The 13,042-nt window shown below is 31.9% G+C and carries 13 protein-coding genes; 12 read left to right on the top strand and 1 reads right to left on the bottom strand.

Going from position 1 to position 13,042, the window contains the following annotated elements:
• Window positions 1-136: 136 nt before the first annotated feature.
• Window positions 137-1,471 (bottom strand): chromosomal replication initiator protein DnaA, encoded by a 1,335-nt coding sequence (gene dnaA / locus ISU02_RS20270; protein ID WP_194703674.1) that lies wholly within the window; start codon window positions 1,469-1,471, stop codon window positions 137-139.
• 615 nt (window positions 1,472-2,086) lie between these two features.
• Between dnaA and rpmH the strand changes: the two genes are divergently transcribed.
• The 12 genes from rpmH (at window position 2,087) to ISU02_RS20330 (ending at window position 13,031) form a co-directional block, all read left to right on the top strand.
• Window positions 2,087-2,221, top strand: a complete 135-nt coding sequence (gene rpmH, locus ISU02_RS20275) for a 50S ribosomal protein L34 (protein ID WP_194703675.1) — start codon at window positions 2,087-2,089, stop codon at window positions 2,219-2,221.
• Between the two features lie 95 nt (window positions 2,222-2,316).
• Window positions 2,317-2,649: a ribonuclease P protein component gene (gene rnpA / locus ISU02_RS20280; protein ID WP_194703676.1), complete on the top strand. Its 333-nt coding sequence runs from the start codon at window positions 2,317-2,319 to the stop codon at window positions 2,647-2,649.
• A gap of 1 nt (window position 2,650) precedes the next feature.
• The gene (yidD, locus tag ISU02_RS20285; RefSeq protein WP_194703677.1) at window positions 2,651-2,860 is read left to right on the top strand and encodes a membrane protein insertion efficiency factor YidD; all 210 of its coding nucleotides are present in this window, start codon (window positions 2,651-2,653) and stop codon (window positions 2,858-2,860) included.
• A 20-nt stretch (window positions 2,861-2,880) separates the two neighbouring features.
• Window positions 2,881-3,597, top strand: a complete 717-nt coding sequence (locus tag ISU02_RS20290; RefSeq protein WP_194703678.1) for a YidC/Oxa1 family membrane protein insertase — start codon at window positions 2,881-2,883, stop codon at window positions 3,595-3,597.
• 3 nt (window positions 3,598-3,600) lie between these two features.
• Window positions 3,601-4,236: an RNA-binding cell elongation regulator Jag/EloR gene (gene jag, locus ISU02_RS20295; RefSeq protein ID WP_194703679.1), complete on the top strand. Its 636-nt coding sequence runs from the start codon at window positions 3,601-3,603 to the stop codon at window positions 4,234-4,236.
• Window positions 4,237-4,295: 59 nt separating this feature from the next.
• A complete protein-coding gene (mnmE, locus tag ISU02_RS20300) occupies window positions 4,296-5,669 on the top strand; it encodes a tRNA uridine-5-carboxymethylaminomethyl(34) synthesis GTPase MnmE (protein ID WP_194703680.1) in 1,374 nt (457 codons plus the stop codon).
• 10 nt (window positions 5,670-5,679) lie between these two features.
• Entirely contained in the window at window positions 5,680-7,563 is a 1,884-nt protein-coding gene (mnmG, locus tag ISU02_RS20305; RefSeq protein WP_194703681.1) for a tRNA uridine-5-carboxymethylaminomethyl(34) synthesis enzyme MnmG, read from the top strand.
• The gene (rsmG, locus tag ISU02_RS20310) at window positions 7,564-8,265 is read left to right on the top strand and encodes a 16S rRNA (guanine(527)-N(7))-methyltransferase RsmG (protein ID WP_194703682.1); all 702 of its coding nucleotides are present in this window, start codon (window positions 7,564-7,566) and stop codon (window positions 8,263-8,265) included. It abuts the gene before it with no gap.
• 155 nt (window positions 8,266-8,420) lie between these two features.
• A complete protein-coding gene (locus tag ISU02_RS20315; protein ID WP_194703683.1) occupies window positions 8,421-9,197 on the top strand; it encodes a ParA family protein in 777 nt (258 codons plus the stop codon).
• Window positions 9,190-10,074: a ParB/RepB/Spo0J family partition protein gene (locus ISU02_RS20320; protein ID WP_194703684.1), complete on the top strand. Its 885-nt coding sequence runs from the start codon at window positions 9,190-9,192 to the stop codon at window positions 10,072-10,074. Before ISU02_RS20315 ends, ISU02_RS20320 begins: the two co-directional genes overlap by 8 nt.
• Window positions 10,075-10,567: 493 nt before the next feature.
• Window positions 10,568-11,461 carry a diacylglycerol/lipid kinase family protein gene (locus ISU02_RS20325; RefSeq protein WP_194703685.1) on the top strand — a complete coding sequence of 298 codons (894 nt, stop codon included), beginning with the start codon at window positions 10,568-10,570 and terminating at the stop codon, window positions 11,459-11,461.
• A 139-nt stretch (window positions 11,462-11,600) separates the two neighbouring features.
• Window positions 11,601-13,031 (top strand): helix-turn-helix domain-containing protein, encoded by a 1,431-nt coding sequence (locus tag ISU02_RS20330; protein ID WP_194703686.1) that lies wholly within the window; start codon window positions 11,601-11,603, stop codon window positions 13,029-13,031.
• Window positions 13,032-13,042 lie beyond the last annotated feature (11 nt).

Consider the following 13,042-nt stretch of genomic DNA (forward strand, 5'->3'; position numbering starts at 1 on the left):
GACATGCAATAAACTCAAAATCACTTGATTTATCCTGTGTATAAAAAGCATCGAAACAGTAAAATTGTCCACTGTGCATAAAAAAGAAAAATAGATAAGTTATACACAAAAAAGTTATGCACATGTTCACAGGGGATCACTCCCCTTTTATTTCTTTAATGATGCCGTCAATTCGATGTTTTAAATCAAAATCATTACTCATGTCGTTATTTATTTTTTCGCAAGCATGAATGACTGTTGTATGGTCACGACCACCGAATTCTTCGCCAATCTTAGGCAGTGAAAGGTCAGTTAATTCTCTAGAAATGTACATTGCGATTTGTCTGGGGTATGCAATTTGACGTGTTCTTTTTTTTGATTCAAAATCATCTATCTTCATATTGAAGTATTCAGCAACAGTGGCTTTAATCAAATCAATATCTACTTTTCTTGCTTTTGAGGACGCGATTAAATCTTTAAGGGCTTCATTTGCAAGTGAAATATCAACATCTCTTTTGGTAAGTGTAGAGTATGCAACAACTCTATTAAGTGCACCTTCCAGTTCTCTGATATTTGATTTTATTTTGGAAGCAATAAATTCAAAGACCTCATTTGGAACATCAGCACGATCTCTTTCAGATTTTTTTCTCAATATGGCGATTCTCGTTTCAAAATCCGGTGCTTGAATATCAGATATCAATCCCCATTCAAAACGTGATCTCAATCGATCCTCAAGAGTTGGAATTTCTTTAGGAGGTCTATCAGATGAAACAATGATTTGTTTGTTGTCTTCGTAAAGTGCGTTGAAAGTATGGAAAAACTCTTCTTGAGTACGTTCTTTACCTGCAATAAATTGGATATCATCTACAAGTAAAACATCAACGGTTCTATATTTGTTTCTAAATTCTTCATTTTTATCATCTTTTATAGAATTGATGAGTTCATTTGTAAATTTTTCACTGGAGACATAATAGATTTTGGCGTTTTTATTTTGAGACAAAATATAGTGGCCAATGGCATGCATTAAATGGGTTTTGCCAAGACCAACGCCTCCATATATAAAAAGAGGATTATAAGCTTTAGCTGGCGATTCAGCAACTGCAAGTGATGCTGCATGTGCAAAACGATTGCTGTTTCCCACGACAAATTCATTGAAGACATATCTTGGATTTAAATTTGTAGACTCTAAGAGATCATTGACTTCCTGCTCCATGGCAGCTTTATTTTTATCAAGTGTGTTTTCTTCAGGGATGATGTATTTTACGATAAAATCTTGATTGGTCACATGTTTGATGGTATTTTTAATCAAATCATTGTATCGCGTTTCTAAAACACTTCTATTTAGAACACTTAAAGTTTGTAAGATGATTGTATTACCTTCAATGGTGACTGGATCTATTGTTTCGATCCAAGTATTGAAACTGACAGTCATTAATTCATTTCTCATAATTTCCCTGGCTTGATCCCAAATGGTCTGCAAGTAATTATCCATGTGTTATCCTCCTAATTGCTAATAGTTATCCACAAATAAATGTTAATATTGTTGATAGTTTAAAAAGTGGCATTACAAATTTCAAATGTATAAAATTGTGGATAAATATGATCCAATTAGACTTATCAACAGAAAATAGTCGATTTTATCAACAGTATCAACAGTGAAATATGCAAAAAGTCAAAAAAAAATTGATAAATAATCAACATATCATACTTATCCACAACTTTATCTCTAAGAAAACGGTAAATTGTTAGTACAAATTATTTTACCAAAGAATAAGGTTTTTTTCAAACTTATCCACAAAAAATAATATTAAATTTGAGATTTTTAAGTTGTGGATATATTTTTTGAAATTAAAAAAATTTTTTTTCAATATAAAATTGTGGATAACTTGATTTTTTTTGCACAATCGTTTTAAAAATATACTACATGAGTTTATAGACTATTTATGTATTACTATATATAGTAGAAAACGGATTAATTTATAGAGTTTGAATTACTTTGTGTTATAACTTGACAGGTGGAGTCCTTCAAGTTATAATATTTTAGCGGACTTGTGTAGAAATTTTGTTAACATATATAATTTGTTTACAACTAAGGAGGTGTCTGGTAATGAAGCAAACTTTTCAACCTAAGAAGAGACAAAGAAAAGTTGAGCATGGATTTAGAAAAAGAATGAAATCAAGCTCAGGTAGAAATATTCTTAAATCAAGAAGAAGAAAAGGTAGAAAACAATTATCTGCTTAATGGATGAAAAGACCGCAGTCAGTGGTCTTTTTTTACAATGTATTTTTATTAAAAAAATGAGTATGGTTCGTCTTTAGGATTAAATTGGAGGTCTTATGACTTATGAAAGTTTGAAGAAACCTTCAGAGTTTAGTAAGGTATATAAAAGAGGAAAATCCTTTGTAGACAAGTATCTAGTAATGTATATTTTACCTAACAAACTTGGATATACTCGTGTAGGGTTATCGGTAAGTAAAAAAGTTGGAAACAGTGTTAGACGCAATAGAGTAAAGAGATTGATTAGAGAATCTTTTCGTTTGAATTATCTGAGTGATAATAGTTATGATATAATTTTTATAGCGCGTGTGAGATCAAATAACGCAGATTATTTTAAAATTGAAAAATCTATGAAATTTTTATTAAATAAAATGATTCGTAAGCGTGATTGAAATGAAATATGTTATGATATTTATAATTAAATTATATCAAAAATATATATCCCCACTATTAGGTAGTAATTGTAGATTTCTGCCTACGTGCTCTCAATATTCTTTAGAGGCGATAGAGAAATATGGGGCAATCAAGGGTGGCTTTCTCAGTGTGAAAAGAATTTCAAAGTGCCATCCCTTTCATCCAGGTGGGTATGATCCATTAGAATAGTATATTAGGAGGAAAATTCATTGGCGATATTTGCGCAATTTTTTGGTTACTTATTGGGGTTAATTTTTAACTTGGTAAAAGATTATGGTGTAGCGATTATTATATTTACATTGATAACAAAATTGATTTTGTTGCCATTGACGTTCAAACAGTTAAAATCTTCTAAAGAAATGGCAGCAATTCAACCTAAGATAAAAGAAATTCAAGATAAATACAAGGGCAATCAAGAAAAAATACAACAACTCACAATGGAACTTTATAAAGAACATAATTATAATCCATTAAGCGGTTGTTTACCTATTTTGATTCAAATGCCAATTATCATTGGCCTTTTTACTGCTTTAAGACAACCTGAGCTCTATGTGTTTTCTGGAAATCCAGAGTTGCTTGTCAGTGCAACGCAAGACGCTTTTTTGTGGGTTCCGAATCTGGCGCTGCCTGATCTAATTGGAAATGTTCTACCTAATGGTCCGGAATGGCTCATTGCATTACCGGGTCTTTTACCAATTACATCAGCTGCATTAACATATTTCCAAATGTCAACAATGAATACAGCGCCTGCTGCGGAAGGTGCTGCGAATACTCAAATGAAGGTAATGCAAACAGTTTTCCCAGTAATGATTCTATTTTGGGGTAAAAGTCTGTCAGCGGGTCTGATTTTATATTGGACGATTGGTAACTTATTCCAAATTGGTCAACAATATATTATGAATAGACAAGTTAAGGGGGATGCATAGTACATGAAATTTGTCGAAAAATATGGTAAGAGTGTTGAAGAAGCACTTAGACTTGCTTTAATTGAACTCGATGCCAACCGAGATGAGGTTGAGTATGAGATTATTGAAGAAGGTTCTAAAGGATTTTTAGGTTTTGGTGCTAAAGAAACTAAGATTAGAGTGAGTAAAAAACATAATGCTGCGGATATAGCACAGACCTTTTTAGCAAGTATGTTAAGTGAAATGAATATTTCTGCAAATATAACTGCTGAATTATATGATGATAATCTTTCTATTAATATGGAAGGTGAAGACATGGCCATCTTGATAGGAAAAAGAGGACAAACACTGGATTCTTTACAATATCTTATCAGTTTAGTGGTCAATAAAAATAGAGATGAATATGTAAGAGTTGTGCTGGATACAGAAAATTATAGGATGAAACGTAAAGAGACACTTGAAAATTTGGCTGGAAAACTTGCTTTTAAAGTTAAAAAGTCTAGAAAAAATGTGATCTTGGAACCGATGAATCCTTATGAAAGACGTATTATTCATTCGGCACTTCAAAATAATCCGTTTGTCAGCACAAAATCTGAAGGGGATGAACCTTTCAGAAAAGTTGTTATCTATTATGATTATAAAAAGAATAGAGCTAACTAATCCAATAACCCAGTTAACCACTGGGTTATATTTTAATTTGTAATTTAGGAGTGATTAAATTGTTATTTGATACAATTACAGCTATTTCCACACCTTTAGGAGAAGGTGCCATTGGCATTGTGCGCATGAGTGGCCCAGACTCTTTTCAAATATTATCTGAAATTTTTAAACCCTTTAAAAAATCCAATGACGTTTTAGAAAATCGAAAAATGTACTATGGTCACATCTTTAATAATGCCAAAATGATAGATGAGGTCATGGTTGTCAAATTGCCTTCAAGTGGTTCTTACACCATGGAAGATGTGGTAGAGATAAACTGTCATGGTGGCATGATGCCACTTCGAGAAATTTTGGCGCTCATTTTATCAAAAGGCGCAAGGATGGCTGACAAGGGTGAATTTACAAAACGTGCTTTTCTAAATGGCAGAATAGATCTTGCACAGGCTGAATCCGTGATGGATCTCATCAGTGCTAAGACTGAAATTGGGTTTGATGTTGCAATGCACCAACTCAAGGGTCATTTGTCTGAAAAGATAACGCAGTATAGAGACAATCTCATCGGTTTAATGGCTGAAATTGAAGTTTCCATTGATTATCCTGAAGAAGATATAGAGGAAATTACTTATTCAAAGATTGAATCCACTCTCGCTAACATAAAAAATCATTTAAATGACATTCTTGAAAAGTCAAAATCGGGTAAAATTATAAGAGAGGGTTTAAAAACGGTGATCGTTGGCAAACCTAATGTTGGCAAATCGAGTTTAATGAATGCTCTTCTTAAGGATTCAAGAGCAATTGTAACTGAAATTCCCGGAACAACCCGGGATGTCATTGAGGAATACATGAATATTTCAGGCATACCGATTAAATTAATGGATACAGCAGGTATTCGTGATACTGAAGATCTTGTTGAAAAGATTGGTGTACAAAAATCTAAGTTCTATTTTAATGAAGCGGATTTGATTATTTTCGTTTTAGATGCCTCTGTTGCTTTAACAAAGGAAGATCATGAGATCATGTCTCTCGTCAAAAATAAGCATGCCATTGTAATCATCAATAAAACAGATCTTGAAAGTAAAATAGATATGAATGCGATCCATTCTGTACTAATGGACAAAACGATTATTAAGGCATCTATTCAAAACGAGCTTGGTATCGAAGCGTTGGAAAATGAAATTAAGAATATGGTTTTTGGCAATGAAGTCGAGGTAAATTACACAGATATTATGAGCAATGCAAGACATATTCAATTGGTTAAGGATGCTGAAAAGAACATCTCTGATGCTCTGAATGCAGTACATTCGGGAATGCCGTATGATTTTATTGAAGTGGATGTAAAAAATGCAATTTTAAATTTAGGGCATATTACTGGAGAAAGTGTCGAGGAAGATCTTATGAACACTATTTTTAGTAATTTCTGTTTAGGAAAGTAGAGGAATCATAATGCTTAGAACTTTTGACGCTGGATATTTTGAATGTATAGTAATTGGTGCAGGTCATGCCGGATGTGAAGCTGCTCTTGCAAGTGCGAGAATGGGTGTTAAAACTCTGATTTTATCTATCAATTTGGATTCAATAGCAATGATGCCTTGTAACCCTTCTATTGGAGGGACTGGAAAGGGACATCTTGTAAAAGAAATTGATGCGCTCGGTGGAGAAATGGGTCTTAATATTGACAAATCTTTTGTTCAAAGCAAGATGCTCAACAGTTCAAAAGGACCTGCTGTTCATTCCTTACGTGCGCAAGCAGATAAACATCAATATCATACGGAAATGAAGAAAGTGCTTGAAAATACGGAGAATCTTTATGTGAAACAGGCTGAAGTAACTGCTTTAATCATTGAAGATCATAAAATAAAAGGTGTTATTACAAGTATAGGTTCTCGGTATAGATGTGATGTTGCTGTATTATCAACTGGAACTTATCTAGGGAGTACTATTTTTATAGGAGATGCACAGCTTAAGTGTGGCCCCAATGGTCTTTCTGGTTCATATGAGTTAGTGGATAGTTTAAATCAGCATGAATTTGATTTAAGGCGATTTAAGACGGGGACACCTGCACGTGTGGATAAGAGGTCATTAGATTTTGATAAAATGGAAGTTCAATGGGGAGATCAAGATTATGAATTATTTTCTTTCATGAATGATGACATAAAAATTGAAGAGCTACCCTGCTGGTTAACCTATACCAATAATGTGACACATGAAATTATACTCAATAATTTAGATAAATCAGGATTATTTACTGGTGTGATTGAAGGTACTGGGCCCAGATATTGTCCTTCTATTGAAACAAAGCTGCAGAGATTTACTGATAAGCCGAGACATCAGCTTTTTATCGAACCTGAGGGTAGAGATACCAATGAAATGTATATTCAGGGGATGTCCACGAGTTTGGCTGAGGATGTTCAATTGGCCTTCATGAGATCTATTCCAGGCATGGAAGCATGTGAAATTATGAGGCCAGCGTATGCAATTGAATATGATTGTATCAATCCTTTAATGCTCAATCTTTCTTTAGAGCTCAAGACAGTGGATGGTCTTTTTTCAGCAGGTCAATTTAATGGGACTTCAGGTTATGAAGAAGCAGCAGCGCAGGGATTGATTGCAGGTATAAATGCAGCATTAAAATTTAAAGGTAAGGAGCCTTTTATATTAGATCGTTCTGAAGCTTATATAGGCGTATTAATTGATGATCTCGTGACTAAGGGAACAGATGAGCCCTATAGAATGATGACTTCTAGAGCGGAATATAGATTGATTTTAAGACAGGATAATGCAGATTTAAGGTTGACGCAAAAGGGCTATGATATCGGTCTCGTCAACGAAGATCGTTATTTAAGATTTCAAAAGAAACTTGAAATGATTGATCAAGAATACAAGCGTATTCAATCAGTCAATTTGAAAATGGAATCTTTAAATGAAGTGTTACTTTCAATTGAAAGCAGTCCTGTAACACAGGGCACTAAATTGATCGATATACTAAGAAGACCTGAAGTTTTTTATAAACATCTTGAAGATATTGATGAGACTAGACCTGAAGCGCTGACGAAGGATGTTATTAAACAAATTGAAGTATCTGTGAAATACGAGGGATATATTAAAAAACAGATGAGTCAAATTGAAAAGTTCAAAGCGCTTGAAGAAAAAAAATTACCGGTGGATCTTAATTATAATGCCATAGAGAGTTTAAGATTGGAAGCAAGGCAAAAATTATCTGAAATTAAGCCAGATTCAATTGGTCAAGCTTCTAGAATTTCAGGTGTGTCACCATCTGATATATCTGTTCTGTTGGTATATATGGAGCAACAAAGGAGAAGAAAGTAAATGATTAATAATTTATTTGAATCCATGAATTTTGATCTCTCAAAAGCTCAATATGAAAAATTAGAGAAGTACTATTCTTTTTTAGTCAGCGAAAATGAAAAGTATAATTTGACCGCAATAATTGAGTATAAGGATGTTTTTATAAAGCATTTTATGGATTCCATGCTCATTAAAAATATTGGTATTGACATAAATAATAAAAATATTATGGATGTTGGCACTGGTGCAGGTTTTCCTTCATTGCCGATTAAGATATTAGAACCAACCATAGAAGTAACTGGGCTTGATTCTTTAAATAAGAGAATTACTTTTCTAAATCAGTTAGTAGACACACTTGAATTAGATAATTGTCATTTTATTCATGGTAGGGCTGAAGATTTTGGACAGGATAAAAAATATAGAGAAGTCTATGATATCGCTGTTTCTAGAGCAGTTGCAGAGCTTAGATTGTTATTAGAATTGGTAATGCCCTTTGTAAAAACAAATGGTTACTTTATTGCCTATAAGAGTATTAAGACAAAAACGGAGCTCAATGATGCACAGAATGCTTTTAAATGTATGAAATCAAAATTGGTTGATGTTAAGGAAATCATTTTACCAGAGGGTTTTGGTAAAAGAGATCTTTTGATTATACAGAAAATGGGTAATATTGAAAAAAAATATCCCAGAAAAGCGGGTGTGCCTAAGAAAAATCCACTCTAAATTATATTCCATAATATGTAATTTAATTTATGTAGATATTCGATCTAACCATTTTGAAGAAATAAGTTGCCAATCTTATAGTTTGGGTTCTTATTTCTTTTTTATTTCAATTTTTTTTAGTATAATGAATATAGTATCTTATATAGGAGGTATACATGGGAAAGTCGATTGCGGTATTCAATCAAAAGGGCGGTGTAGGTAAAACAACAACTGCTGTTAATTTGGCGGCTGGCCTTGCGCAGTTAGGTCGGAAGGTTTTGCTTATAGATAATGATCCACAAGGTAATTTGACAAGTGGTGTTGGCGTGGATAAATACAATGTGGATTACTCTATATACGAAGTTCTTATTAATAATGTGCCAATTACTTCTGCAATTGTTCAAACACAATTTGATAACTTATCGATTTTGCCTGGAAGTGTCGATTTGGCAGGTGCTGAAATTGAAATTATTGAGTTGGAGAATAGAGAGACTTTGCTAAAGAGATGTTTAAGTGAAATTAAATCAGATTTTGATTACTTAATTATTGATTGTCCACCCTCTCTTGGTATGTTAACAATCAATGCACTTGTTGCCGTGGATAGTGTCATTATTCCAATTCAATGTGAATATTATGCACTTGAGGGCGTTAGTCAACTTTTAAATACTTTCAATTTAATTAAGCAGAGTATAAATCCTGAAATTGAAATACAAGGTGTTCTTCTGAGTATGTTTGATGGTAGAACCAATTTATCAATCCAAGTTGTTGAGGAAGTAAAAAAACACTTTAGAGATCTGGTTTATTCTACTATTATTCCTAGAAATATCAGATTAGCTGAGGCACCAAGTTTTGGATTACCTATTATGCACTATGATTCAAAATCAAAGGGTGCGATAGCTTATATGGATTTAGCTGAGGAGTTTATGGAATTAGAGGAGTTGAGATATGAATAAGAAGAGTGGATTAGGAAGAGGACTTGGTGCTTTAATTCCCAATGATATTGCATTAGAAAAAAGAGCCAAGATTAATGAAGATGGTGAAATGATTGATCATGTTGACATTAATCTAATTATCCCTAATCGGGATCAGCCTAGAAAGGATTTTGATGACTCTAAAATTATAGCATTAGCGGATTCTATTAGGGAATTGGGATTATTACAGCCTATTGTTTTAAAGCGAAAAGGAAGTTACTATGAAATAATTGCTGGCGAAAGACGATGGAGAGCTTGTAAAGAAGTCGGATTAAAAAAAGTGCCTTCTATTATAAAAGATGTAGATGAGTTTACTGTTGCACAACTATCGCTTGTGGAAAATATTCAACGCGAGGATCTAAATGCCATTGAAGAAGCGGCTGCTTATCATAAACTTATTGATGAATTTAAAATCACACAGGAAAGTTTGAGTAAAATTGTCGGTAAAAGCAGGTCTTATATAACAAATATGATGAGACTTTTAAAGTTAGAAGAGTTTATTCAACTTGCCATTTCAGATAATATAATAACGACTGGACATGGTCGTTCACTATTATCTCTTGATACTGAAAAAAAGAGAAAAACAGCTTATGAATATATTGTCAGTGAAGGCTTAAGTGTAAGAAAAACAGAGGAATTGGTAAAAAATTATGATCATTTTTTTAGTAAGCAACCTATATTAAAAAAGCATAAACCCAATAAAAAATTACCTGAAATTATTAATATTGAAGAAGAATTAGCTGTCTCTATTGGTACTAAAGTTACTATTAAAGAATCCAATGGTAGGGGTAAAATTCTCATAGATTTCTATAATATTGATGATTTGAATCGAATTTTAGATTTGATTCATCAAAAATAGTTTCACGTGAAACATATACTTTTGTTTCAAAATGCTACTTTAATGACTATTATTCAAAATATATTAAAAGAAAAAAATGAAAAGCTTATAAATGTGAATGTTTCACGTGAAACATCATATTTGAGCTTTTTTTTATTTAAAGACATCTATAAAAGCTCAAATTTCAGTTATATAAGGTTTTTAACGTCATGCGATAACTGTATCAAAAAAGCAAAAAAAGGCCAACAGAAGTAAAACAAAGTGAAAATACCCCTTGAACAATTGCAAAAACACGATTTCAGTAAAATCAATAGAGAGCATATAAATGAAAAAATTCAATTGTAGTGCAAAATAAAAAAAACATAGAAAAATAGAATAATTGTTTCTAATTTTAAATAGAATATTAGATAAAATATAATAAAAGTAAACGCATATATAAACTTAGGTCATACACTAAAAGTAAAAATAGAGTATAATATAAGAGTAGAAAAGAAAATTATAGATAGAGGTTTAGATGGTGAAAGAAAGAAATATTATTTTTATTATAAATCCAGTAGCAGGTAGAGGAAAAACTATTGAGCTTTTACCGACTATAAAAGAAAAATTAGACGAAATGAAAAACATAAAATACAGCATTCAGGTTTCAAGATATAAAGGTAATATAACAGAAATTGTTAAATCATATGTGCAAAAAGGCTATGATGAATTTGTTGGTGTTGGTGGAGATGGTACGCTATCAGAAATAATTAATGGATTGGATTATACAATTACAAAAAAATTTAGAGTCGGAATCATTCCAAGTGGGACTGGAAATGATTTTGTTAGATGTTTCGATAGAGCTACAGATATGAATTCTGTACTGTCTAGAATTAGAAATGAAGAAACAATATTTGTTGATATTGGAAGAGCAAATCAATTCTATTTTATAAATGTATGTTCGTTTGGAATTGATGGTCCAATTATTAAAGATACAGAAAGATTAAAAAAAATAATTCACGGTCCTGTGGCATATTTTTTAAGTACCCTAAAATCGGGTTTGTTTTTTAAAGCAAATAGAGTTTGGATAAAAGTGGATGATCATGAAGTGAATAAACCCCTATTACTTATTGCAGTTGGAAATGGAAAATATATTGGTGGTGGAATGAATGTTTGTCCTGAGGCATCACCACAAGATGGTGAATTTGATATATGCTTAGTCAATTCAGTTAGCAAAAAAGTTTTCATAAAAGAATTGGCAAAAATATATAAGGGTAAACTTGAAGCATTAAAAGAGGTAAAATATTTAAAGGGAAAAGAAATAGAAATCTCTGATGATAAAAATCAATATTATATAAATGCAGATGGTACTTTAGTTGGTAAAACGCCAGTTAAGATTTCTATAATAGAAAAGGCTATAGAATTCTTTTAAATGGATAAAAATTACATTTTATAGCCTTATATATCGAAAGAAAAATAAAGTTTAATGTCAAACATCAACAAATTAATAAAACGCTTTAAAACGAAAATTTGAAGGCTTATGACATATATAATAAATTAGGGGAAGTGACATGTATAATATCCAAGTAAAAGAAGCAAAATCACTTTTTATTAAAACTGGACGACTAAATAAAAAAATCGTAAATGATGAAATTTCCAAATCATGGTATAAATGTTATATCACACATTTAGATGTAACAGAATCTATAAAATCAAAAGATCCAATAGATTCTTTTGAAACGCACATGAGTGTAGAATTTGTTCAATCTATTTCTAAACTTATAGATCAAAGTTATGATTTTTTTATTTGCAATAGTAATGGTGATGTTATATTTAAAAATATAGTTCATGAAGTGTATGACGTTATCAATAATATAGATGAAACATTAATTGGGACGAATGCAGCGGCAATAAGTTTGAGAACAAAAAAATACTTTAAGGTCTCGCTAGAGGAACACTATTTAGATGTTTTTAGAGAGCTATATACGATGGCGCTGCCCATTATTATAGGCGATAATTTTTATGGGGTTTGTATGATTATTAGCGAGGTAAGTATATCAGAGTATGAATCTGTTATATTTCAAGATGCACTAAAAAAAATTCAATCGCATACCAATCCGATGCCAACAAACAAGGCTGAGCATTATACAAATTATTCGCTTGAAAAGCTATTTGTATATCCTGAACCATACTTTAATGACTTTAAATTAAAAGTAAGAAGACTCTTAGAATATAAAATGCCCATTCTTATTATGGGATCACAAGGTAGCGGAAAGACAAGTTTAGCGCTTTATTTAGCAGATCAAATGTCCAAGTTGAGAATATTGATCAATATAAAAGATATGCCTAAATACGTGAGATATAATGAACTCCTTATGGCGTTGTATCAATATGATACGGTTATTATAGAAAACTTTGAATTGCTAGACTCTAAAAGCGTTGCGCTGTTAACTGTTTACACAGAAGAGAAAATGATTAAGAATTCAGACACAAAGTATAATGATTTCAAGTGTTTAAACATAATATTGACAACTGTTTACATGTCGGTTGATTTACTGAATGAACTCAATATTAATCAGCGACTTTTATCAAGAATTAAACAAAACTCAATTACGTTAAAAAATCTAAATGAGTTCTCCAATGATTACTGTAAACTGGTTAAAAGCGTGATCAATAATAATGGTTTGGATTGCACATCAGAATTTATAGATAAACTTACAGATAAAAGTAAAATTAAAAGCTTCAAAGAAGTCGCTTTAGATGCTCAACTGTCAGAGTTAAACAATAGAAATGTAAGTGTTTACAGCGTACAACATTTGTCGCATATTAAAGAAGAAAAGCTTATGAGTCTAGAGGAAATGGAGGCTCAGTATATTGAGGAAATACTGCTTAGAGTGGATTTCAATCTCACTTTAGCTGCTGAAATCATGGGGATAGGTAGAAGTACATTATATCGTAAGCTGAAAAAGTATCAAATTGAAACAAAACTTGAAAAAGAGTAAAATACTAATTT

The sequence above is a fragment of the Fusibacter ferrireducens genome, from assembly GCF_015352425.1.
Lineage (GTDB): Bacteria > Bacillota > Clostridia > Peptostreptococcales > Acidaminobacteraceae > Fusibacter_A > Fusibacter_A ferrireducens.

Excerpts from the sequence above, each read along its gene's own strand:
- dnaA (WP_194703674.1), bottom strand. The coding sequence starts at position 1,471 with ATGGATAATTACTTGCAGACCATTTGGGATCAAGCCAGGGAAATTATG.
- rpmH (WP_194703675.1), top strand. The coding sequence starts at position 2,087 with ATGAAGCAAACTTTTCAACCTAAGAAGAGACAAAGAAAAGTTGAGCAT.
- rnpA (WP_194703676.1), top strand. The coding sequence starts at position 2,317 with ATGACTTATGAAAGTTTGAAGAAACCTTCAGAGTTTAGTAAGGTATAT.
- yidD (WP_194703677.1), top strand. The coding sequence starts at position 2,651 with ATGAAATATGTTATGATATTTATAATTAAATTATATCAAAAATATATA.
- jag (WP_194703679.1), top strand. The coding sequence starts at position 3,601 with ATGAAATTTGTCGAAAAATATGGTAAGAGTGTTGAAGAAGCACTTAGA.
- mnmG (WP_194703681.1), top strand. The coding sequence starts at position 5,680 with ATGCTTAGAACTTTTGACGCTGGATATTTTGAATGTATAGTAATTGGT.
- rsmG (WP_194703682.1), top strand. The coding sequence starts at position 7,564 with ATGATTAATAATTTATTTGAATCCATGAATTTTGATCTCTCAAAAGCT.
- ISU02_RS20315 (WP_194703683.1), top strand. The coding sequence starts at position 8,421 with ATGGGAAAGTCGATTGCGGTATTCAATCAAAAGGGCGGTGTAGGTAAA.
- ISU02_RS20320 (WP_194703684.1), top strand. The coding sequence starts at position 9,190 with ATGAATAAGAAGAGTGGATTAGGAAGAGGACTTGGTGCTTTAATTCCC.
- ISU02_RS20325 (WP_194703685.1), top strand. The coding sequence starts at position 10,568 with ATGGTGAAAGAAAGAAATATTATTTTTATTATAAATCCAGTAGCAGGT.
- ISU02_RS20330 (WP_194703686.1), top strand. The coding sequence starts at position 11,601 with ATGTATAATATCCAAGTAAAAGAAGCAAAATCACTTTTTATTAAAACT.